Annotated in this window: 18 protein-coding genes; 4 read left to right on the top strand and 14 right to left on the bottom strand. The window is 54.7% G+C overall.

Going from position 1 to position 22167, the window contains the following annotated elements; all coding sequences use genetic code 11:
- Positions 1 to 24: 24 nt before the first annotated feature.
- The 7 genes from ACK3CJ_RS05305 to ACK3CJ_RS05275 all read right to left on the bottom strand — a co-directional run bounded on the left by ACK3CJ_RS05305 (position 25) and on the right by ACK3CJ_RS05275 (position 9507).
- On the bottom strand, positions 25 to 1527 hold the full coding sequence (locus ACK3CJ_RS05305) for a CoA-acylating methylmalonate-semialdehyde dehydrogenase (protein WP_409525388.1): 1503 nt from the start codon (positions 1525 to 1527) through the stop codon (positions 25 to 27).
- 71 nt (positions 1528 to 1598) lie between these two features.
- Positions 1599 to 2498 carry a myo-inosose-2 dehydratase gene (gene iolE, locus ACK3CJ_RS05300; RefSeq protein ID WP_409525387.1) on the bottom strand — a complete coding sequence of 300 codons (900 nt, stop codon included), beginning with the start codon at positions 2496 to 2498 and terminating at the stop codon, positions 1599 to 1601.
- A 41-nt stretch (positions 2499 to 2539) separates the two neighbouring features.
- Positions 2540 to 4396: a 3D-(3,5/4)-trihydroxycyclohexane-1,2-dione acylhydrolase (decyclizing) gene (gene iolD, locus ACK3CJ_RS05295; RefSeq protein WP_409525386.1), complete on the bottom strand. Its 1857-nt coding sequence runs from the start codon at positions 4394 to 4396 to the stop codon at positions 2540 to 2542.
- A 1-nt stretch (position 4397) separates the two neighbouring features.
- Positions 4398 to 6356, bottom strand: coding sequence for a bifunctional 5-dehydro-2-deoxygluconokinase/5-dehydro-2-deoxyphosphogluconate aldolase (locus tag ACK3CJ_RS05290; RefSeq protein WP_409525385.1), 1959 nt, complete (start codon positions 6354 to 6356; stop codon positions 4398 to 4400).
- Positions 6357 to 6384: 28 nt separating this feature from the next.
- Positions 6385 to 7506: a Gfo/Idh/MocA family protein gene (locus ACK3CJ_RS05285; RefSeq protein ID WP_409525384.1), complete on the bottom strand. Its 1122-nt coding sequence runs from the start codon at positions 7504 to 7506 to the stop codon at positions 6385 to 6387.
- A 31-nt stretch (positions 7507 to 7537) separates the two neighbouring features.
- Positions 7538 to 8347 (bottom strand): ATP-binding cassette domain-containing protein, encoded by an 810-nt coding sequence (locus ACK3CJ_RS05280; RefSeq protein WP_409525383.1) that lies wholly within the window; start codon positions 8345 to 8347, stop codon positions 7538 to 7540.
- Positions 8348 to 8370: 23 nt separating this feature from the next.
- Positions 8371 to 9507 (bottom strand): ABC transporter permease, encoded by a 1137-nt coding sequence (locus ACK3CJ_RS05275; RefSeq protein ID WP_409525382.1) that lies wholly within the window; start codon positions 9505 to 9507, stop codon positions 8371 to 8373.
- A gap of 372 nt (positions 9508 to 9879) precedes the next feature.
- Between ACK3CJ_RS05275 and ACK3CJ_RS05270 the strand changes: the two genes are divergently transcribed.
- The 4 genes from ACK3CJ_RS05270 (at position 9880) to iolB (ending at position 13694) form a co-directional block, all read left to right on the top strand.
- The gene (locus tag ACK3CJ_RS05270; RefSeq protein ID WP_409525381.1) at positions 9880 to 10836 is read left to right on the top strand and encodes a sugar ABC transporter substrate-binding protein; all 957 of its coding nucleotides are present in this window, start codon (positions 9880 to 9882) and stop codon (positions 10834 to 10836) included.
- Between the two features lie 166 nt (positions 10837 to 11002).
- Positions 11003 to 11866 (top strand): MurR/RpiR family transcriptional regulator, encoded by an 864-nt coding sequence (locus tag ACK3CJ_RS05265; protein WP_409525380.1) that lies wholly within the window; start codon positions 11003 to 11005, stop codon positions 11864 to 11866.
- A gap of 22 nt (positions 11867 to 11888) precedes the next feature.
- The gene (gene iolG, locus ACK3CJ_RS05260; protein ID WP_409525379.1) at positions 11889 to 12875 is read left to right on the top strand and encodes an inositol 2-dehydrogenase; all 987 of its coding nucleotides are present in this window, start codon (positions 11889 to 11891) and stop codon (positions 12873 to 12875) included.
- A gap of 15 nt (positions 12876 to 12890) precedes the next feature.
- On the top strand, positions 12891 to 13694 hold the full coding sequence (gene iolB / locus ACK3CJ_RS05255; RefSeq protein WP_409525378.1) for a 5-deoxy-glucuronate isomerase: 804 nt from the start codon (positions 12891 to 12893) through the stop codon (positions 13692 to 13694).
- A 30-nt stretch (positions 13695 to 13724) separates the two neighbouring features.
- Here the strand turns inward: iolB and ACK3CJ_RS05250 are convergent, their stop codons facing one another.
- The 7 genes from ACK3CJ_RS05250 to ACK3CJ_RS05220 all read right to left on the bottom strand — a co-directional run bounded on the left by ACK3CJ_RS05250 (position 13725) and on the right by ACK3CJ_RS05220 (position 22006).
- The gene (locus tag ACK3CJ_RS05250) at positions 13725 to 14807 is read right to left on the bottom strand and encodes a LacI family DNA-binding transcriptional regulator (RefSeq protein WP_409525377.1); all 1083 of its coding nucleotides are present in this window, start codon (positions 14805 to 14807) and stop codon (positions 13725 to 13727) included.
- Entirely contained in the window at positions 14800 to 15927 is a 1128-nt protein-coding gene (locus ACK3CJ_RS05245) for an ABC transporter ATP-binding protein (RefSeq protein ID WP_409525376.1), read from the bottom strand. The genes ACK3CJ_RS05250 and ACK3CJ_RS05245 overlap by 8 nt, the downstream gene beginning before the upstream one ends.
- A 38-nt stretch (positions 15928 to 15965) precedes the next feature.
- Positions 15966 to 17582 carry an alpha-amylase family glycosyl hydrolase gene (locus ACK3CJ_RS05240; protein WP_409526551.1) on the bottom strand — a complete coding sequence of 539 codons (1617 nt, stop codon included), beginning with the start codon at positions 17580 to 17582 and terminating at the stop codon, positions 15966 to 15968.
- Positions 17583 to 17631: 49 nt separating this feature from the next.
- Positions 17632 to 18483 (bottom strand): carbohydrate ABC transporter permease, encoded by an 852-nt coding sequence (locus tag ACK3CJ_RS05235; RefSeq protein ID WP_409526550.1) that lies wholly within the window; start codon positions 18481 to 18483, stop codon positions 17632 to 17634.
- A 20-nt stretch (positions 18484 to 18503) separates the two neighbouring features.
- Positions 18504 to 19472 carry a carbohydrate ABC transporter permease gene (locus ACK3CJ_RS05230; protein ID WP_409525375.1) on the bottom strand — a complete coding sequence of 323 codons (969 nt, stop codon included), beginning with the start codon at positions 19470 to 19472 and terminating at the stop codon, positions 18504 to 18506.
- Between the two features lie 71 nt (positions 19473 to 19543).
- Positions 19544 to 20815 (bottom strand): ABC transporter substrate-binding protein, encoded by a 1272-nt coding sequence (locus tag ACK3CJ_RS05225; protein WP_409525374.1) that lies wholly within the window; start codon positions 20813 to 20815, stop codon positions 19544 to 19546.
- A 207-nt stretch (positions 20816 to 21022) separates the two neighbouring features.
- Complete coding sequence (locus tag ACK3CJ_RS05220) at positions 21023 to 22006, bottom strand: carbohydrate porin (RefSeq protein WP_409525373.1); 984 nt, start codon at positions 22004 to 22006, stop codon at positions 21023 to 21025.
- Positions 22007 to 22167 lie beyond the last annotated feature (161 nt).

Genomic DNA, 22167 nt, shown 5'->3' with positions numbered 1-22167 from the left:
CTGTCTGATTGTGTTTGAGCTGAATCATTTCATGGTTGGCATGGAGAACTCCGCACCTGCCCTGATTCCTGTTGGCCAGCGTGCAGTGACTGTTTTCATCCTCGTATAAAAGCGAACGCCATCCGGTCCATGCATATGTAGCGGCCCGAACAGTGAGCGCTTCCAGCCACCAAAACTGTGGAACGCCATAGGCACTGGAATCGGCACATTCACTCCAACCATCCCCACCTGCACCTGCTCCGTAAACTGACGCGCCGTGTCACCATCCCGCGTGAAGATAGCGGTGCCATTGCCATACTCATGCTGATTGACCAGTGCCAGTGCGTCTGCATACTGCTTGACTCTGACCACACACAGTACCGGACCAAAGATCTCCTCACGATAGATACGCATATCTGGCTGCACCTGATCGAACAGCGTCGGACCAACAAAGTACCCCTGCTCATTGTCCTTGCAGATAAAACCACGGCCATCCGCAACAAGCTCGGCACCCTCTGCCACACCTGTCTCGATATAACCCAATACTTTATCTGCATGCTCACGGCTCACCAGAGGCCCCATGTGCGGCTCCGGTGATTGTCCGGTGCCGGGGCCTACCTGCATCCTATCGATCTCCGCCTTCAGATTATCCACCAGTTTATCTGCCACCTCATCGCCGACACAGACTGCGACGGATATCGCCATGCAACGTTCACCGGCAGAACCATAGGCCGCCCCCAGCAGCGAGCTGACCACCTGCCCGGGATCTGCATCCGGCATGATCACCATATGGTTTTTAGCGCCGCCCAGTGCCTGTACGCGCTTTCCATGTCTGGACGCTGTTTCGTAGATATACTCTGCAACCGGTGTGGAGCCGACAAAACCTATGCCCTGCACTCTGTCATCGCTGAGCAGCACATCCACGGCTTCCTTATCGCCATTCACTACGTTGAACACCCCCTTGGGCAGACCTGCCTCGGTAAGCAGCTCTGCCAGCATCACAGGTACCGTCGGATCTTTCTCCGAGGGCTTCATGACAAAGGTATTCCCGCAAGCCAGCGCGACCGGGAACATCCACATCGGTACCATGGCCGGAAAGTTGAACGGCGAAATACCGGCACAGACTCCCAGCGGCTGCATCAACGAATAGCTATCCACATCGGTGCCGACATTCAGTGAATGCTCACCTTTAAGAAGGTGAGGAATCCCGCAGGCAAACTCCACCACCTCAAGGCCGCGCGTCAGTTCACCCAAGGCATCAGAAAACACCTTGCCATGCTCCAGGCTGATCTGAGTGGCCAGCTTTTCGGCATCCCGCTCGATCAACTCTTTGAAACGAAACATGATGCGAGCACGTTTCAAGGGCGTCAGTTTGCTCCAGCCCGGCAAAGCAGCCTGAGCTGAGTCAATGGCAGCACGTGTTTCATCAGCGCTGGCCAGCGCCACACGACCCGTCTCCTCACCGGTTGCCGGGTTATGAATGGGCGCGTCGCGCTGGCCGGTGCCAATCACCCTTGCGCCATCGATATAGTGTCCAAGCCTTGTCATGTCATCACCTTATTTAAAGCATTATTGTCGCTGTCTCGTTGTGCTCAGATCGTGCGCTCATGCCGTTGTGTTCAGGGCAGTATCTCCAGCCCTGCTTCAGCACAGGCTGCGGTCAATCCGGCATGCCCCATTTTCGCGTAGGTCAGCGGATGGGCCACAGCAGGATCCTGCTCTGCCTCGACCACCAACCAGCCTTTATAGGCACTGCTTTTCAAACCCCTGAACAGCGTTACATAGTCGATGCAGCCATCACCCGGCACAGTGAAAGTGCCATTGAGCACGGCATTGAGAAAACTGAGGTCGCGGTTTTTCACATCCGCCAGCACATCTGGCCGAATATCCTTACAATGCACGTGACAGATACGCTCAGCATACTCACGCTGCAACTGCAGCGGGTCACCTCCGGCAAACATCATATGGCCCGTATCCAGCAGTAAGCTAACGGCACTGTTTGTGTTATCCATCAGACGCCGCACATCGTCGGCACTCTCCACTACAGTTCCCATATGGTGGTGATAGGCAATTCTCACCCCCTGCTGCAGGCAGTACTCAGCCACCAGATTCAGGCGTTCGGTCAGTATCTGCCACTGTGCATCCGTCATGACGGGGCGGCGGGACACAGGCGTGGACTGATCACCATGCACACAACCAGTCACTTCACAGAACACCATCACCTTCGATCCCAGGCTTTTCAGCAGGTGCAGATGATCCGACAGGGCAGCGATCTCTTCCTCAGCACTGCGGGTCAAAAGCTGGCTGCTGTACCATCCGGAGACCAGATCAAGGTCATGATCACGCAGAACAGGGCCCAGTGCTTCAGGGGTACGGGGGAATTTATTACCCAGTTCAAAACCCGAGTAGCCTGCCAGCCTGCCTTCACTGAGACAGGTTTCGAGGGGCGTTTCCGCGCCCAATGCAGGCATATCATCGTTAGTCCAGGTCAGCGGGTTGATACCGAGGCGTACACTCATGATTAAATTCTCTAGCGTTATTTTTATGTAAGTTCAGGGTTTCAATAGGGCTGCTTATGCTTATTGAGGCGATAGCTCTGCAGAGCGGTAGTGACTGCCTCCCGCGATGACACCTCAGGAACAGCAACATCCCACCACATGCCGCCTGTCGTCGTGACGTAGGGGTCTGTATCAAGGGAGATCAGATAGGAACTCCTGGACGCACGGGCACGCTGCAGAGCTGCTTCAAGCTCGGCAATGCCATTGACCTTTTCTGCCTCTGCCCCCATCGCCCGGGCATGGGCGGCAAAATCGATCTTCGGTGCCCCTTCGGGTACGCTGAAGCAGTCTTCCAGCAGATTGTTGAAGGGGACACCACCCGTTGCCTGCTGCAGGCGATTGATGCAGCCAAAACCACGGTTATCCAGCACCACCACGATGAGCTTATGACCCATCATGACACTGGTGGCCAGCTCGGCGTTGAGCATCATGTAGGAGCCATCACCCACAACAACCATCACCTCACGATCAGGACACGCCATTTTGACGCCCAACCCTCCGGCAATCTCGTACCCCATGCAGGAGAAGCCATACTCGACGTGATAACTATCGGGATCTTCAGTGCGCCAGAGCTTGTGCAGCTCACCCGGCAAGCCTCCCGCAGCACAGACCACAACATCTCTGGCATGGCTCTGACGCTTGACCGCACCCAGCACCTGCGCATCGGTCGGTAATCCGGTGGGCGATTCAACACCTGACTCAGCGGTTACCTGATCGTAATAATCATGCCAGGCAGAGGCCTCCTGTCGCGCTCTGACAGGCCACTCCTTATGGCTGCGCCAGTTGCCCAATCCACGATTCAGTGCGTCAAGACCCGCCATCGCATCGCTCTGCAACGGGATAGCCTGATGCTTCATGGCATCAAAGCGTCCGACATTAAGCTGCACCAGTTTTGCTGAGGCAGGCTGCACCAGAGTCCGTGATGCCGTAGTGAAGTCCTGTAATCGCGTACCCACTGCCAGTATCAGATCGGCATCGGCCGCCATGGCGTTGGCTGCGGCAGTCCCTGTCACACCGATGGCCCCCAGTGACAGAGGATGGTCCCAGTTCATGGCCCCTTTGCCCGCCTGAGTTTCAGCCACAGGGATACCGAACTTCTCGGCAAAGGCTTTGAGCTGCTCAGTCGCCTGAGAATAGTGCACGCCACCGCCGGCAATCAGCAGAGGGCGGAGTGAGTCTTTCAGCAGGTTCAGCACCCGCATCAGCTCCTGAGGCTCTGGCTGTGGGCGACGGATGCGATGCACCACCTCAGCAAAGAACCATTGTGGATAATCATAGGCTTCTGCCTGAACATCCTGACACAACGCCAGCGTTGCCGGGCCGCAGTCTGCCGGATCCAAGAGAGTCTGGATGGCGGCTGGCAAACTGGTGATGATCTGCTCGGGCCTGGTGATCCTGTCAAAGTAACGACTCACTGGCCGGAAGCAATCATTGACACTGATGGTCGGCTCGCCGAAGTGCTCCACCTGCTGCAGCACCGGATCAGGCGTGCGGCCCGCAAAGACATCACCGGGCAGAAACAGCACCGGTAAGCGGTTGGCGTGTGCCAGCGCCGCAGCGGTCACCATATTGGTCGCACCCGGACCTATGGAACTGGTACAGGCCATCATGCGCTGACGACGGTGAGCCTTGGCAAAGGCGATGGCTGCATGTGCCATCCCCTGTTCGTTATGGGCTCTGTAGGTGGGGAGCTGCTCCCGATATTGATGCAGCGCTTCACCCAGGCCAGCAACATTGCCATGTCCGAAGATACCGAATACCCCTTCAAACAGCGGATATATCGCCTCTCCCGTATCGATCTTCTGCGCCGCCAGAAACCGCACCAGCGCCTGTGCCATGGTCAATCTTATGGTCGCCATGTCAAACCTCCACCGTCAGTGAGTCATTGGCGTTACGCGCCTGCCAGCACTGAATTAATTCAAGATAATTATCACTGACCTGCCGTATCAGCATCTCGTCATCTATCTCATTGGCCAGCCATGCACGACTGGGCACGCCAAAAAGTGTTCTGCCAACCGTAAAGCCCCTGCAGATATCGAACCCGGCACTGTGGTTAAACTCCCGTTTCAGGTCGGCAAGCGGGGCATCCAGACCGAGCAGTACCACTCCATGACAGCTGGGATCACGCTCAGCTATCAGCGCTGTGAGATGTTGCCAGGTGGTTCGTGACGGTGCGGGCAGCTTCCACCAGTCGGGAAACACCCCCAGGTTATAGAAGCGCTGCAGTGCTCGCGGCAGAGTCATATCATCCTGTGACATATCCTGCGGGGGAATCAGTTCAAGCAACAGTTCATGGCCTGAAGCCATGCAGGCCTGATAAAGCTCACTGACCTGCCGCTCCTGTTGCAGTCGAAGTGCTACCGGCTGATCCGGGTGATAAAACACCAGACATTTGACGATATGATCGATGGGCCAGTGGCGCAGTCGGGAGCCGATTGACCTCCCCCCCTCCAATTCCAGCGGTACGGAAGATGGCAACTCGACAGGACGACCAATCCACCAGCCTCTGCCCGTCACCTCGTTCAGGGCATCCTGACCATAGGTGTCATCGATAAGAACACCGACCTGTTGTGCGACACCACCACGCACAGCCCCCTGCTCGGCAGCCTGAATCAACAGCATTTTCAGATGTTTGATCCGCTGCGGATCTGCACCGGTTTCACGCGCCATATCAAACAGTTGCTTGCGATGATCAAAGGCCAGACCATAGATATCCTTCCAGTTTGAACGGCGTCGACCAGCCACACGGTGCATGCGATTCAGGTGGCCGTCCTGATCCGGTCGGGCAATGCTTGCAGCCCGGCTCAGATAATCATCCAACTCCTTGGCATCCGGGATGGCGGGGGCACAGGCATGGCGCGAGACAACCAGCGCACCGCAGGCGTTAGCATAGGCACAACAGCGCTCAGGTGATTCATCGCTGATCCAGCCCCGCAGGAAGCCAGACATAAAGGCATCCCCCGCTCCCAGCACATTCAGCACATCGACCTGAACACCCCTGTGTACTTCAAAATCACTGATGCTGTCCGGTATATCACCCTCCAGTACAGTGCAGCCCTGTGGGCCCAGCTTGAGCACAATCGTTGCATCGGTGAGCTGTCGAATCCGGCGCAGTGCCGTCAGCGTATCTTCACTGCCACCAGCGATATGCACCTCCTCTTCCGTTCCGACGATCAGATCAAGATCCGGCAAGATACTTTGCAGATGCTCGGTCACCGTCGCGGACGACACAAATCTGTTTTCGCCCTCACCCGGCCCGGTAAGCCCCCAGAGAACTGGCCGGTAATCGATATCCAGAATAATCCGCGTACCGGACTGTCTGGCATAATCCATGGCGGTACGGCTGGATTTATAGGTGCCCGGTGTGGAGAAGTGAGTACCGGTGATCAGAAGCGCCTTGCTTGAAGCAATGAACTCAGGTGTGAAATCCTCCGGGCTCAGGGCCATATCGGCACAGTCGTTGCGATAGAAAATCAGCGGAAAGGTATCCTTGTCCTTGATTCCGAGAATCACCAGCCCTGTCAGTCGTTCGGGGTCCGTCACGACATGGCTTACATCCACGCCTGCCCGGCTGAGTTCTTCCCTTACAAACCGGCCCATATGTTCATCGCCGACGCGGGTCAGCATGGCTGACTTCAGGCCCAGACGAGCCGTTCCATAAGCGATGTTTGCGGACGAGCCCCCCAGATACTTGGCAAAGCTGCTCACATCCTCAAGACGGCTGCCAACCTGTTCAGAATAAAGATCCACCGCTGCACGCCCCAGACAGATAACGTCGAGCGGGCGCTGCGCAGATTGAGAAGTTGATCTTTGTGTCATAAATTCATAACTCCTGTGAAAGACGGGATCACAGACTGATCCACTGCCCTTGCGCGTGCGACTGCTCCCAGGCATCGATCACACGATTAACAGCGTAGGCTGCACGAAAATCCGGCCACATCGGCTTGTCGGCCAGCAACCCCTCCACTAGATCGCGCACCTCTATGATCTTCTGGTCGTTGTAACCTATGCCGTGCCCTGCCCCTGCGCAGAAGTGCACATAATCGGGATGTTCAGGCCCCATCAGGATGGTACGAAAACCCTGACGGTTCTGCGGGTCGGATGAGGTGAACAAGCGCAGCTCACTCAGACGTTCCTGATCAAACACCAGAGAGCCCTTGCTGCCGGTGACCTCGAAGGTCAGACCCATCTTGCGTCCCCAGGCGATACGGCTGGTTTCCAGAGTACCTATCGCACCTGAAGCAAATCGAATCATCGCATGCGCCTGATCCTCGTTCTCGACAGCCAGCATCTGCTGCTGACTACCCGACACGGGACGCTGCTCGATCACGGTTTGCAGATCCCCATTGACCTGAGCTATCTCACCGACCAGATACTGCGCCATATTGATGATGTGAGACCCCATATCACCCAGCACACCACTGCCGGACAGCTCCCTGGTCAAGCGCCAGCTATGCGGCGCGCCGGGATCAGCCAGGTAATCCTCATTATGCGTACCGCGAAAATGAAGCACTTCACCGATTTCACCTGCCGCAATAATCTCCTTCGCCAGTTGAGCAGCTGGATTCCTGATGTAATTGAATCCCACCAGCGTTTTCACGCCAGCCCTTTCCGCCGCCTCGGCCATTTCCAGTGCATCCTGAGCATTCAGTGCCAATGGCTTTTCGCAATAAACACTTTTACCGGCAGCAATGGCTGCCAAAGCCATCTCCTTATGCAGGAAGTTGGGCGAGCAGATATCTACAACATCCACTTCAGGATCTGTCACCAGCGAGCGCCAGTCGCCGGTGGCACGCCGAAAGCCCAGTTCAACCGCCTTGGCAGAGGCCAGCTCATCAGATACTTCAGCCAGCAACTCGCACTGAACAGCACCACTGAGCGGAAAAACCGTAGGCGCCGCCTTGAAGGCGATGGCATGCGCCTTACCCATATAGCCAGTCCCGATCAAACCTATACGAACCTGTTTCATATCATGCTTCCTGATCGTTTCAATGCGGGGCTCATGCACTCGCTGCCTGTGTGCTGTCAATACGCGTAAATTCCGCCAGTTCAGCCTCCAGTTTTTCCATCTCCTCACCACCGGCCATCATCTCGAGCACCTGTTCACGCGTGACTTCGGATTTCAGGAAGGTGCCCAGACTCTGCCCACGATTGAGCAGGGTGAACCTGTCTGCAACAGGATAGGCATGATGAACATTGTGCGTGATGAGGATCACAGCCAGACCTCGAGCACGCGCCTGAGCGACCACTTTGAGTACATTGGCGCACTGCTTGACCCCCAGCGCCGCCGTCGGCTCATCCAGAATCAGCACCTTGGCCCCGAAATGAATGGCACGGGCGATGGCCAGACACTGGCGTTCACCACCCGACATGGTGCCGATTGCCTGCTCTGGGTCACGCACATGGATCCCCATATCCGCCAATCCCTGCTGGGCAATACTGTTGGCCCTTTGTGTATCAAACTGCTTGAAAGGCCCCCAGCCTTTGGTGATTTCGCGCCCCATAAAGAAGTTACGCGTCACACTCATCAAAGGTACCAGAGCCAGATCCTGATACACCGTGGCAATACCGTAATCCAGTGCATCTCTGGGTGATTTGAATCTGACAGGGTTGCCTTCATACAGATATTCACCCTCGCTTGGCTTGTGCACGCCAGCCAGCGTTTTGATCAAGGTAGACTTGCCGGCTCCGTTATCTCCCAGCAGGCAGTGCACTTCGCCGAGCTTCACCTGCATATTGATATCTTTCAGCGCAATCACACTACCGAAGTAACGGCTGACATTTTTCAGTTCAATGATGAATTCACTCATCGTCTCTCTCCCGGTCAATTGGCTCAGCGAGCCTCGGTGACGCGCTTGCGAATCACATTATTGAACATCACGGCTGCCAGCAGCATCGCGCCCAGGAACACTCGGAACCAATCAGAATCGATCCCTGAAAAATAGATACCCATCTGCACCACACCAAATATCAGGGCACCGAAACAGGCCCCTATGACTGATCCGTATCCCCCGGTCAGCAGGGCACCACCGATCACCACCGCAATGATCGCTTCAAACTCTTTCAGCAAGCCGCGATCAGCCGCCGCCGAGCCGAATTCGAACACCTGGCAGGCTGCCAGTACCGTGGCGCAGAAGGCTGTGAACATGAACAGAGAGATTTTGACACGATCCGTTGGCACACCGACGTTCTTGGCTGCCTTGGCATCACCACCCGTGGCAAAAATCCAGTTGCCATATTTGGTTCTGAGCAGGATCCAGCTGCACACCAGCGCCAGCAGCAACCACCAGACAATCACCATCGGAATACCTTCAACGATTGGCGCTCCGTCACGATAGGTGGCGATCCAGCCCTGAGTCGCCAGCCATTCAAAGAACCAGCCACCAATCTTTCCACCAAAGGCTGCAGCCAGCAGATCCCCCTCGGCAGCTTCACGCACACCACCCACTATCGTGCGATTGGTGAACATGATGGAGAGCGCAATCGTCAGACCACGCAAAATAAATAGAAATGCCAGACTGACAATAAAGGACGGCAACCCGGTACGCACGACGATGTAGCCGATCAGAAATCCGATCGATAGCGCCAGGGTGAAGGCGAAAATAATGGAACTCCAGACCGGCCAGCCCCAGTAGATGGAGGGTATGGCGATCATCATGCCGGCAAAACCGATCATCGACCCGATCGAGAGGTCAAACTCTCCGCTGATCATCAACAGGCAGGCGGCGATGGCGATGATCCCCAGTTGCGCGGAAACCGTGCTCCAGTTCATGATGCCATCGGGGCTGAACATACCGGAATCACCGGCGACAATGATAAAAAAGGCAAACACGAGGATGGCGCCGGAGATGGAGCCGAGCTCAGGTCTGCTGAGCAGTTTATTCAGGACAGAGACTTTACGCAGTCGCTCGTCAGGAGACGTATCCAGATCTTTACCAGACCGGATATCGGGGCTAGTTGTAACCGACATGTCAAGGACACCTCATTGTTTGTTGTTATGTAAGGCTGCTTCAACTGTGAATGTCTGCGCTGATCTTTTCTGATTGCTCATCTGCCCACCGGGATCACCCGGTGCATGAGTTTTGATCAGCGTTCCATTGAGACCAATAATAGAATAAATTTTCTATTTGTCAAACGACATGGAAATAATTTTTTATTTTTTGATTTCCCGCTTGACAAAAACCTGCTGCAGGGTCATCTTTTCAATCGAATGGAATTAATTTTCCATTTTTACTCGTTAGAGAATAATAATTTCATATTAACCGGGTGACGAAAGACACTGCAGCAGGTATGAACCTACAGCAGCGCTCCTTTCAACAACGCACCCAGCGAGGAGATACGAATGAAACCCCTAATAAGAAAACTCTGCACACTGATCTCAACCAGTCTGCTGGTTCTGGCCACCGTCGCGGCCCCGATCAGTGTGATGGCTCAGGAAAGATTTGTACTGATCAGCCATGCGCCCGATTCAGACTCCTGGTGGAACACCATCCGCAATGCTGTAAGTGAAGCTGGTGATGCCGTCAATGCTAAGGTCGAGTACCGCAACCCCACCACGGGCGATCTTGCCGATATGGCGCGCATCGTCGAGCAGGCCACCGCCTCAAATCCTGACGGCATCATCGTCAGCATTGCCGACTTTGACGTTCTCTCTGGCCCGATCCAAAATGCTGTGCGCCGCGGGATTCCGGTCATCACCATCAATTCAGGTACCCACCAGCAGAGCGAAGAGCTGGGGGCACTGCTGCACATCGGTCAGCCGGAATACGATGCAGGCTATGGTGCAGGGCTACAGGCACGCATGGCCGGAGTCTCTGACTTTGTGTGCGTCAACCACTACATCACCAACCCCGCATCAGTCGAGCGCTGTCAGGGGTATGCCGATGGGCTGGGTATCCCACTGGATGGTCGGATGATCGATACCGGTGACGACCCGACCGAAGTACAGCGCCGTGTTGAAGCTTATCTGCGTCAGAATGCAGATGTGAACGGTATCCTGGCATTGGGTCCCAACTCGGCTCACCCCACCATCAGAGCGCTGGAATCGACTCGTCGTACAGATGATCTGCACTTCGCAACTTTTGACCTGAGCAGCGAGATCAGTGACGCAATCAAGTCAGGCACCATTGCCTTCGCCATTGATCAACAGCCCTACCTGCAGGGCTATATGCCAGTGATCATGCTGTCGCTCTATAGCCGCTACGGCATCATACCCAGCAACCACATGAACTCAGGCCCGGGGTTCATTACCGCAGACAACATTGCACTGGTTGAAAAACTGGCGGGTGAAGTTCGCTGATTCAGCAACGGCAGGGGTTCAACATCTGTATGAACCCCTGCACACCTGAATATTCCAGGTTGTGTTTGCTGGTACGGTCAGTCCACGCTACCATTCTGAAAAGTCATTCTGGAAAATTTATTCCATTTAGACTTTGAGTGACATCAATTCTGGAACAGGACTCGCTATGAACCATCCCATGACAACGCCGGCAACACTGAGCGATCTGCAGACAGCGATCACCGAGCGCTACGACAGCCTCAGCAAGCGTTTGCGCCAGGTGGCTCAGTATCTGATAGACCATCCCAACGAGATCGCTTTTGGTACAGTGACCGTGATCGCGCAGGATGCACAGGTACACCCCTCCACTCTGGTCCGCTTTGCCAATGCATTTGGCTACAGCGGGTTCAGCGAGATGCAGAGCCTGTTCCAGCAAAAGCTGCTGCAGGAGAGCCCCAGCTATACCGAACGTATTCGCATCGCGCGTGAACGGCTCGGTGATCCCGGCACCCAATCACCCGTTCAACTGCTGGGTGAGTTCGTGCATGCCGACTCGCTGGCACTCCAGGCGCTGGAGGAGATCACACCGGCAGAAGAGCTGGAGCGGGCGATTGACCTTCTGGCGCGTGCCGAAGCCACCCATATCATCGGCATGCGTCGCTCCTTCGTGCCTGCGGCCTATTTTGCCTACGCGCTGCGCCATATCGATCGGCGTGCCCATCTGCTGGATAACGTTGGCGGGATGATTCGCGAACAGGCCAGTTCCATCGGTCAGCAGGACGTATTGATTGCCATCAGTTTTCGGCCCTATGCATCGGAAACCGATGAAACAGTCCGTATCGCCTCCGAAAAAGGGGTGCCGATTCTAGTCATCAGTGATAGCAAACTGAGCCCACTTGCCCGATATGCGACCGTCTCCTTCACACTGCCCGAATCCGAAGTACATGGTTTCAGATCTCTGACACCCGCTTTATGCCTGGCTCAATCCTTGTCGATCGGCCTCGCATACCGATTGGATAATAAAAAAACCATGGCCGATAACCCGGCCTGACCCTGTAAACCGGAGAATAATAATGCTGAATTTCTGTCTGTTTGGTGCTGGCCGTATCGGCGCCATTCATGCGGCCAACGTCGCTGCCCATGCTCATGCCAACCTTCGTTATGTTGTTGATCTTTTTGCAGAGTCTGCTCAGACACTGGCAGATAAATATGACGCACAGGTAACAACAGTGACTCAGGCTCTGGCAGACCCTGAGATACATGCCGTGATCATTGCCAGCCCGACCGATACACATGCGGATCTGATCGAAAAAGCCGCTGCCGCCGGCAAAGCGATCTTCTGTGAAAAACCGATAGATCTGAGTGCCGACAGAACTCGTGCCTGCCTTGAATATGTAGAAAAGGCAGGTGTGCTCTGCCTGGTCGGATTCAACCGCCGTTATGATCCGAACTTCAGCGCAGTCAAGGCACAGATAGATTCAGAAGCGATTGGCAAACTGGAGATGGTCACCATCACCAGTCGTGATCCTTCACCACCACCGGCGCAGTATGTCAGATCTTCAGGCGGCCTGTTCCGCGACATGATGATCCACGATCTGGATATGGCACGCTGGCTGCTTGGCGAAGAGCCAGTAGAAGTATTTGCCACCGCCAGTTGTCTGATCGATCCCGAAATCGGTGCCAATGGCGATGTGGATAGCGCACTGGTCACCCTGAAAACCGCCAGCGGTAAACTGTGCCAGATCAGCAACAGTCGACGGGCAGCTTATGGCTATGATCAGCGCGTTGAGGTGCTGGGTTCCAAAGGGATGGCTCAGGCGGAAAATCAGCGCGAAAGCACCCTTGTGGTAACCAATGCCTCCGGCGCCATTGCAGCAAAACCTCAGCATTTTTTCCTGGAGCGCTACGCTGCCGCCTATCAGAGGGAGCTGGAGAATTTCATACAGTCCGTTCAGGGTAAGGAGCAGCCGCTGGCCAATCAACATGATGGCCTGATGGCGCTGGTTCTGGCTGATGCAGCCTATGAATCAGCCAGCAGCGGTCGGGTGATCACGCTTTAAATCAGGAGGATGAACATGTCACATCTGTTATCCAGGCCCCAGGCACCGGATGAACTGGGCTGCATCCAGCGCATCACCCCTGCCTCTGCCAACTGGCAATATGTGGGCTTTGAGGTCTATGTGCTGCAAGCCGGGCAAAGCATCACACTGCCAACAGACCAGACAGAAGTCTGTCTGGTGCTGATGACGGGCAAAGCTGATGTCGCGACCTCACAGGAGAGCTGGCAGGGGATAGGCGAGCGCATGTCGATCTTTGAACAGCAGCCGCCTTTTGCCGTCTACGCCCCACCGCATGAGCAACTCACGGTGACCGCCCTGACCGATCTGGAGCTGGCGGTGTCTCGCGCCCCCGCCGAAGGGAAGTACCCCGCCCGACTGATCAAACCTGAGCAGTTGGCCTATATCGTAAGGGGCGAAGGCAGTAACGAGCGTTGGGTCTGTAATATTCTGTTCAACGAGATCCCGGCAGAGCGACTGCTGGTGGTTGAGGTTTTCACACCCAATGGAAACTGGTCCAGCTATCCGCCGCATAAACACGACACAGACGACAAGCCAGTTGAGACACATCTGGAGGAGACCTACTATCATCGGCTGAACCCGCAGCAGGGCTTTGCCTTTCAGCGTGTCTACACCGACGATCGCAGTCTCGATGAAACCATCACGGTCGAAGACCGGGGGGTGGTCATGGTACCCAGAGGCTATCATCCGGTCGGCGCACCTCACGGCTATGATCTCTATTATCTGAATACGATGGCTGGCCCGGAACGGACATGGATATTCAAGAATGATCCAGCACATGAGTGGATGATCAAGCCCTGAAAACTGTCAGTTGTCCGGCCCTGGCTCTTGCTATGGATCAACCGCCGGACAACTCTCTCTGACGACAAGCTGTGTCGGCAGTACCACATCCCGATCCGCCTCCTGCCCCAGAAAAATTCTGGCAGCCAGCTGCCCTTTCTGCTCACTCTGCTGATGCACAGTGGTCAGAGACGGGTGCAGATTATTGCCTTCGGGGATACCGTCAAAGCCCACGATGTGCAGCTCTTCCGGCACTTTTATCTTCAGTTGTAACGCCACCTGCAGCGCCGCCAGTGCCACACGATCACTCATGCACAGCAGCAAACTTGGTCGATTGGGACCCATGAGTATTTCACTGGCCACCTGATAGGCAATACGATGGGAGTTTTCGGGAATATTCCAGATCGGCACCTGCTCGGGATCGAGTCCTGCCTGGCTCAATGCATCCAGATAACCATCCAGTCGGCGCACAGTTATGGAATGGCGCGAATTCAGCAGTTGCCGATGACTCACCAGTGCCACCTGATGATCCGATATCAGGCGTAGCCCCAGTATCGCCACCTGTCGATGGCCATGCTTCAAGGCATGCTCAGCAGAGGCTCTGGCTCCGGAGTAGTTCTCGATATTGACCGAGGTGAACTGATCCATATCGAAGTCGACCGTCACGGTGCGCTTCTGCTGCTGCATCAGGCGTTCAAACTGACGCCCGCTACGCATGATGCCATAGATGATGAAGCCATCCACCATCGATTCCATCTGGCGGCTCTTGTAACTGCTGTCCTCATCCTTAACCTGCAGCAACAGCATATTGCAATGCTGTTTATCCAGCACCTCACCGACACCGGCCAGAAACTGGCTGGCAACGGGATCGCTCATACTGTACGCAAGACTGTCGGTCAGCATGACGCCAATGATACCGCTGCGACCGGTACGCAGGCTGCGCGCTGCCGCATTCGGGCCATCATAGCCCAGCTTGCGGCAGTCCTCGAGTATGCGTTTGCGCAACCGCTCAGACAGTTGATCCGGGCGGTTGAAGGCATTGGATATGGTCGCCGTCGAGACATTCAGTTTCAATGCGATATCCTTGATGGTCAGCCGACGCGGTTCCTCCACGACCTGACTCTCATCACCCATGCACGACCTCTCTGCTCTGCTCGGTCAGACGGGTACGCGGCAAAGCCAGGCCAGCGTCATCGAACAGGTAGGTCAGCTCAGGACTGATCTCCAGCGTCACCAGGTCACCGACTTTGATCGAGGTATAGGCAGGAGCCCTGGCCACCAGCAACTCTTCAGCGCAGGGATGCTGCAGATAAACAAAGGACTCATTGCCCAGATACTCGACATTGATCACTTCCAACCCATCATCTTTAGCCGTTGCCGGACGCAGAGCCAGATGTTCGGGTCGGACACCCAGAGTGACCTGAGCATTTTTCTGCAGCCTGCTGCTGTCAATGGCCGCAACCACCTCCCCTGCTCCTGCAATACTGATTCGTGACTGCGAAACCCCAGGTGTCAGCAAAGTACCATGGATAAAGTTCATCTTTGGGGAACCGATAAAGCCTGCCACAAAAACCGAAGCCGGATTCTCATACAACTCATAAGGGGTGCCTACCTGCTCCACACGACCGGCATTCAGCACCACGATCTTGTCGGCCAGGGTCATCGCTTCCACCTGATCATGGGTCACATACACCATGGTGGATTTAAGGCGCTGATGCAGTTTGGCGATCTCGGTGCGCATCTGCACACGCAGTGAAGCATCCAGGTTTGACAGCGGCTCATCAAACAGCATGATCCTTGGCTCTCGTGCCATGGCACGACCTATCGCCACACGCTGGCGCTGACCACCTGACATCTCCTTGGGCTTACGCTCAAGCAGTGCCTCAAGTTGCAACACCTCGGCGGTTTTCGACACCCGCTCATGCACGGTCTGCGGCTTCTCTTTTGCCAGTTTGAGGCCAAAGGCGATGTTTTCATACACCGTCATGTGCGGATAGAGGGCGTAGGACTGAAACACCATCCCGACTCCACGCTCCTTGGGCGACAGGTGGTTGACCAGATCACCACCGATATGCAGATCACCGGAAGAGATCTCTTCCAGACCGGCAATCAGGCGCAACAGCGTTGATTTGCCGCAGCCGGAGGGGCCGACAAAGACAACAAACTCGCCATTTTCAATCGTCAGATCTATATCACGCAAGATGTGAACAGGGCCGTAGGCTTTATTTATTTTTGTCAGTGTGACGCTTGCCATCGTGCTCTCCAGCCGGGTGCAGGCACCCGGAGTTTCCATTAAATTTCCGCAAACAGTGCCTGATAAGGCGGCAGCACTATCTGCTCATTTACAACTGTGCCGCTGAAGCCATGCCCCTGCAGCAGTGTTACAGGGCCAGTATAGGGCTGCGTCAATTCCGACGATGTCAGATTGATCGCCACCAGCAGCGCCTGCTCAGGTGTTCTGCGAATCCAGCACAGCATCTCACCTGTGTTCTGCAGTAACTCCAGATCTCCTTTAAGCAATGCAGGCTGCTCACGGCGCCAGCAGATAAACCGGCGCATCGCCTGCAGCATCGAGTCTTCACTTGCCTCCTGTTGTGCCACCGACAGAGCTAGATGGCGCTCGTCCACAGGCAGCCAGGGCTCAACTTCGGAGAAACCACCCTGAGGTGCCTGCTGCCACACCATCGGTGTACGACAGCCATCACGTCCTTTGAACTCAGGCCAGAAAGGGATGCCATAGGGGTCCTGAATACGCTCAAAAGGTACTTCCGCCTCGGGCAATCCTAGCTCTTCCCCCTGATAAAGACAGACACTGCCACGCAACGCCATCTGCATCGCCAGAATCACTTTTGCATAGTCAGCACCTTCTTCGGCACCCTTTTCAGCCCCCCAGCGCGTGGCACTACGCACCACATCATGGTTCGACAACGCCCAGCAGGGCCAGGCATCACCGGCGATACTACGGAAACGTTCGATCACTTCACGAATATACTCCGGTGAGCGTGGTGTGTTGAGCAGGTCGAAGGTATACGCCATATGCAACTTGTCGTTGCCGGAGGTATATTCCGCCATCCGCTCCAGCGGATTATCGTCGCCTATCTCACCAACACTGGTCGCACCGGGATACTCATCCAGCAGGCGACGGATATCCTGCAGGAACAGCAGGTTTTCCGGCTGGCTCAGATCATGCACATGGCGCTGCCAGGTGTAAGGATTGGTTGCCGGCGCACCGAGTGTTTTCGCCCCCCCCTGAGGAACCGGCGGGTTGTCGGTCAGAGCGGCGTTGTGAAAGTAGAAGTTCACAGTATCCAATCGGAAACCATTCACACCGAGATCCAGCCAGAAACGCATGTTATCCAACTGCGCCTGACGCACATCCGGATTATGGAAATTCAGATCCGGCTGACTGGTCAGGAAGTTGTGCAGGTAATACTGCTGACGACGGCTATCAAAGGTCCAGGCACTACCACCGAAGATAGACAACCAATTGTTTGGCGGAGTGCCGTCGGGCTTGGGATCAGCCCAGACATACCAGTCAGCTTTGGCATTATCGCGATTCTGGCGACTTTCACGGAACCAGGGATGCACATCAGCCGTATGGCTCAGTACCTGATCAATAGTGACGCGAAGGCCAAGCTCATGCGCCTTGGCTACCAGCGCACGAAAATCATCCAACGTCCCGAACAGCGGATCAACACCGCGATAATCAGAAACATCGTAACCGAAATCTTTCATCGGGGAGGTGAAAAAAGGCGACAGCCAGATACCATCCACGCCCAGTGACGCCACATAATCCAGTTTCGCGGTGATGCCCGGCAGATCACCGATACCATCACCATTGCTGTCCATGAAGCTGCGAGGATAGATCTGATAGATCACACCACCTTTCCACCAATCATTGTTTTGCATAGCAGCAGCTTTTTCTATCACAGCAGACATGGGGGGCATACTCCTCGAATTACCCTTTGACCGCTCCGGCCGTCAGACCGGAGACAATACGACGTTGAAAAATCAGAACCAGAACCACCAGCGGTACAGTCACAATTACCGATGCCGCCATGATGATGCCCCAGGGCAGCTCATAGGCTGAACCACCACTGATCAGCGCAATAGCCACCGGTACCGTGCGCTGGTCATCGGTCAGTGTGAAAGTGAGGGCAAACAGAAACTCGTTCCACGCGGCGATGAATGCCAGCAGACCGGTCGTGACCATGGCAGGCCATAGCAGTGGCATAAACACCTTGAACAGTGTCACCACCGGTGAGGCACCATCGACTATCGCGGCCTCTTCCAGCTCTTTCGGCAACTGGCGCATGAAGGTGGTCAGCACCCAGACCGTAAAGGGCAGCGTAAAGATGGTATAAGAGAACACCAGCCCCAGTGGATTGTTGTACAGGTTCAGCGCGCGAATCACTTCAAACAGCCCGGACAATACAGCCACCTGAGGGAACATTGACACCGCCAGCACGATCAGCAACACCGTGCCGCGGCCGCGAAACTCAACGCGTCCCAACGCATAGGCGGCAGTGAGGCCGAACAGCAGTGAGATCGCCACCGTCAGGGTCGACACCAGCAGCGAGTTCCACAGACTTTTCACAAAGGAGGACTGCGACAACACCGTCTGATAGTTGCTGAAATTCAGGCTGGTGATCAGATAATCAATATTGAAGAGCTGTGCGCTGCTCTTGAAAGAGGTCAATATCGCATAATAGAAAGGGAAGACCGAAAACATCATGATCGACAGGATCAGCAGCCAGAAGGCTGTACGCAGCAGCAGATGTTTGATCAACTTTCGGGTTGCAGGGCGCATTTGCATCGTTTGAATAGTCATCAGTAGCCTCCCATCCGCTTACGTCCGAGATAGAGATAGGCGATAGTGCACAGCGCAATCACCAGGAACAGCAGCGTTGAGGCGGCAGAACCATACCCGACATCCTGAAACTCAACCAGTTGCTGACGTGCATAGACAGACATCGACATGGTATCGCTGCTGTTGGAGGTCAGCACGAAGATCAGGTCAAACACGCGCAGTGCATCCAGCACCCTGAAGATCACTGCGACCATCAATGCCGGTGCAATCAAAGGCATGGTCACTTTAAAGAAAACCCTGACCGGATGAATACCGTCCACTCGAGCCGCTTCGTAGCAGTCGGATGGCAGCATCTGCAAAGCAGCCAGCGTCAGCAGTGTCATGAACGGCGTGGTTTTCCAGACATCCACCATGATCACGGCCCACATCGACAGGCTGGGATCAGCCGTCCAGGCGAGCGGTTCACTGATAAACCCGAGTGTCATGAAGATATCATTCAGGATCCCGAACTGGTCATGCAACATCCAGCCCCACATGCGGGCCGATACAATGGTGGGAATCGCCCAGGGGATCAGGATCGCGGCACGTACAAGTGCACGCCCCCGGAATTTGGCATTCAGTGTCAACGCGACAATGATGCCCAGGAATGTTTCCGCAGAAACCGATATCACGGTAAAAAAGAGTGTATTCCAGACGGCACGCCACCACAGTGGATCGGCCAACACGCCATACCACACGCCATCGTCATACAGCAGATAGTTTTCGATGCCGATAAAGCTGTAATCAGTCAGACTTCCCAGGTTGGCATCAGTAAAGCTGAACCAGATGGTGCGCAGCAAGGGCCACCCGGCGACAGCCGCCAGCACTACCAACATCGGTAGCAAGAAAAACCAGGCCGTGCGTGTGCGCTGCCTTACCAATCGTAGTCTGGTCTTACGCGGTCGAAGAGCAGGCTCTGCTGCCAAGGATGGGTTGAGGGTGTTGGACATAATGATGACTCCCGCCAGTTCAGATCAAATCGGCCACTGGCGGCTACCACCGCCAGTGACAGAGGTGCGACTTACCAGCCGCGCCGACTCATGCGTTTTAACTGGCTTTCCAGATCTTCAACCGCTTCTTCGGCAGATTGACCACCTGACAGCACACTGTGCACTGCATTGAAGGTGGCATTGCTGACACGGCCATAGTTGTTACCCGTGGAGGATGACGGACGCGGAACACCATTAAGGAAGGTTTCATACAGCTCACCGAAGAAAGGCACTTCCGCCAAAACTTCTTCATCTTCATAAAGAGCGGCTATCGTCGGGTTATATGAGCCCTGGATGGCACGGCGTTTCTGCTCTTCATAGCTGGTCAGGAAGTTAACCAGGTCGGCTGCAACTTCAGGGTTCTTTGAATAGCGCGAAACCGCCAATTGCCAGCCACCCAGTGTTCCGGCATTTCGTCCATCTTCGCCACCTTTTGGCAGGGCAACCACACCGACCTGACCGCGAATCGGGCTATCTTCACTCTGTGCCAGAGTCCAGGCATAAGGCCAGTTGCGCATGAATACAGCGTTACCGGACTGGAAGACACCGCGTGCTTCCTCTTCTGCGTAATTCAGTACTCCGGGAGGTGAGATGTTATTGACCCAGCTTTTGGCCATTTCCAGTGCTGCGATCGCCTGAGGATTGTTGATGGTGATGTTGCCATCCTGATCAACAATGGTGCCGCCGTTATAGCTGTAGATCCACTCCAGCGCATCGCAGGTCAGTCCTTCATAGGCACGCCCCTGCCACACATAACCCCACATCTGGTTATTACCGGCACTACGCTCCTCAGCCTGAATATGTTCTGCCACATCAGTCAGTTGCTCCCAGGTTTGCGGTACTGGTTGCTGATACTTCTCCAGCAGATCTTTGCGATAGTAGAGAACGCCGGCATCTGTAAACCAGGGCATCGCCACCAGCTTGTCATCCACCGTATTGTTGATTACCAGAGACTCAAAGTGATCATTCTCTGCGCCATTGGTATAGGGCTTTAGATCCAGCAGATGCTGCGCCAACATACCCGGCCAGACGACATCTATCTGCAGAACATCGATATCCTGAGTACCTGCCGAGAGAAGCTGCTGATAAAGCGAGAGACGCTCCGTAGAGGAGTTAGGCGTTGATACCAGTTCGACATGATTGCCGGTCTTGGCACGCCAGGCGGCGACGCCCTCTTCACACAGTTGTAGTTCGGCACCGACAGCGCCACAGGAGATGGTAATGGAGGTTGCATGTACGGCGCCTGCCAGCAGCCATACAGAACCGGCAAGAAATGCCGATTTGTACAGATTTGAGGTTTTCATTCAATTGTACCTTTTATTTTTTTTATGGCTTGTACTGATTCAGGATAGCAGCTTAATCGTTTAAGTTGTTAAGTGAATGCTATCAGAGCCAGCACCCAGTTCAATGTTCATAATATCTTAATTAAAACTTAATTATTTGTGCGGTGCAGAAAAAGGAGGGTATAACACCCTCCCGTTCCGTTCTGATAGGGTTGAAGGGGGACCTTATCAGAACGCGTAGTTGAAGCGCATGCGAAGTGCGTTGACAGTTTTGTCTGTCGCCACATTGCTCGCACGTGAGGTCGAACCCGCAAAGGTGACACTGGCACGATCAATATCGAACAGAGGGACCGTGTAAGCGGCATATGCAGTCGTTACATCAGGATCTGACGCGCCAGAGAGGCTGGTCTTGGAATGGATCAAGCCTGCACCAAAAGGACCGTAAGTCACGTTCGCGCCATAGCTGTTAACCTTGACCTCATCAGATGCGCTGCTGTCACGCAGATGCGAAACACTCAGGTTGATCACTGCATCACCGGCATTGAAACCTGCTGTAACACCTACGCCATCCTTATCAACGGTGGCACCACCCGACTCATCAAATCTCTGATGCTCATAGCCAGCGCTCAGACTGAACGCATCAGCACGGAATGTCACAGAAGGACGAATACCGCTAAAGGCACGTGTTTTATCACCCTGTCCATAGGCCGATGCCAACTCGAAGCTCAGGTTGTCTGATGCATTGAGATGGAACGCAAACTGACCACCATCACTGACACGTCCACGCACCAGGTTGGCTTCATAGACAGACGCCTGACCGCCGCCAGCATGGGCAATCAGGGTATCTTTACCCAGCGGGAAAAGGTTCAGAGCCTCGAAACGACCCGCCTGCAGATCCCAGGCATTGCTGCCAAACATGATCCACATATCATCCGTGCCGGTATCGCCGCCTTTTTTCAGCAGACCTGTCCCTTTGGCCTTGACGAAATGATCACCCATGCGATGTTCGCCATGAACATTCACTTCCACTCGACCACCCTGGTTATATTGAGTGCTGCTGGAAGAGGTCTTTACGGCATCGGTATCCAACTCGATGTTGGCATCGATACCAAACGAAGAGTCAGCCAGTACAGGCGCTGCCAGTACCGCGCTCAAAACCACCAGTCCTATCTGCCCGGAGAGGCGGTGCTTTGCAAAAGGTTTACGGTTCATAGGTTGTGCCACCATTGTTGTATTTATATGTGGATTTACTTAAATTATCTGCGTACAGCCTAATATATCTTCATTAATGCTGTAAATTTAATAATATTTAATTGAATACTACATGAGCAAGGCGTCAACCTTCTTAAATCACACTTAATTTTTTATGCACA

It is taken from the genome of Nitrincola salilacus (assembly GCF_046271865.1).
Lineage (GTDB): Bacteria > Pseudomonadota > Gammaproteobacteria > Pseudomonadales > Balneatricaceae > Nitrincola > Nitrincola salilacus.
The sequence above is the reverse complement of the archived record's forward strand: the minus strand, read 5'-3'. Positions and strand labels throughout refer to the sequence as shown.

Excerpts from the sequence above, each read along its gene's own strand:
- iolD (WP_409525386.1), bottom strand. The coding sequence starts at position 4,396 with ATGGCGACCATAAGATTGACCATGGCACAGGCGCTGGTGCGGTTTCTG.
- ACK3CJ_RS05250 (WP_409525377.1), bottom strand. The coding sequence starts at position 14,807 with ATGGGTGATGAGAGTCAGGTCGTGGAGGAACCGCGTCGGCTGACCATC.
- iolB (WP_409525378.1), top strand. The coding sequence starts at position 12,891 with ATGTCACATCTGTTATCCAGGCCCCAGGCACCGGATGAACTGGGCTGC.
- ACK3CJ_RS05270 (WP_409525381.1), top strand. The coding sequence starts at position 9,880 with ATGAAACCCCTAATAAGAAAACTCTGCACACTGATCTCAACCAGTCTG.
- ACK3CJ_RS05290 (WP_409525385.1), bottom strand. The coding sequence starts at position 6,356 with ATGACACAAAGATCAACTTCTCAATCTGCGCAGCGCCCGCTCGACGTT.
- ACK3CJ_RS05225 (WP_409525374.1), bottom strand. The coding sequence starts at position 20,815 with ATGAAAACCTCAAATCTGTACAAATCGGCATTTCTTGCCGGTTCTGTA.
- ACK3CJ_RS05275 (WP_409525382.1), bottom strand. The coding sequence starts at position 9,507 with ATGTCGGTTACAACTAGCCCCGATATCCGGTCTGGTAAAGATCTGGAT.
- ACK3CJ_RS05285 (WP_409525384.1), bottom strand. The coding sequence starts at position 7,506 with ATGAAACAGGTTCGTATAGGTTTGATCGGGACTGGCTATATGGGTAAG.
- iolG (WP_409525379.1), top strand. The coding sequence starts at position 11,889 with ATGCTGAATTTCTGTCTGTTTGGTGCTGGCCGTATCGGCGCCATTCAT.
- ACK3CJ_RS05235 (WP_409526550.1), bottom strand. The coding sequence starts at position 18,483 with ATGCGCCCTGCAACCCGAAAGTTGATCAAACATCTGCTGCTGCGTACA.
- ACK3CJ_RS05245 (WP_409525376.1), bottom strand. The coding sequence starts at position 15,927 with ATGGCAAGCGTCACACTGACAAAAATAAATAAAGCCTACGGCCCTGTT.
- ACK3CJ_RS05305 (WP_409525388.1), bottom strand. The coding sequence starts at position 1,527 with ATGACAAGGCTTGGACACTATATCGATGGCGCAAGGGTGATTGGCACC.
- ACK3CJ_RS05280 (WP_409525383.1), bottom strand. The coding sequence starts at position 8,347 with ATGAGTGAATTCATCATTGAACTGAAAAATGTCAGCCGTTACTTCGGT.
- ACK3CJ_RS05265 (WP_409525380.1), top strand. The coding sequence starts at position 11,003 with ATGAACCATCCCATGACAACGCCGGCAACACTGAGCGATCTGCAGACA.
- ACK3CJ_RS05230 (WP_409525375.1), bottom strand. The coding sequence starts at position 19,472 with ATGTCCAACACCCTCAACCCATCCTTGGCAGCAGAGCCTGCTCTTCGA.
- ACK3CJ_RS05220 (WP_409525373.1), bottom strand. The coding sequence starts at position 22,006 with ATGAACCGTAAACCTTTTGCAAAGCACCGCCTCTCCGGGCAGATAGGA.
- iolE (WP_409525387.1), bottom strand. The coding sequence starts at position 2,498 with ATGAGTGTACGCCTCGGTATCAACCCGCTGACCTGGACTAACGATGAT.
- ACK3CJ_RS05240 (WP_409526551.1), bottom strand. The coding sequence starts at position 17,582 with ATGCAAAACAATGATTGGTGGAAAGGTGGTGTGATCTATCAGATCTAT.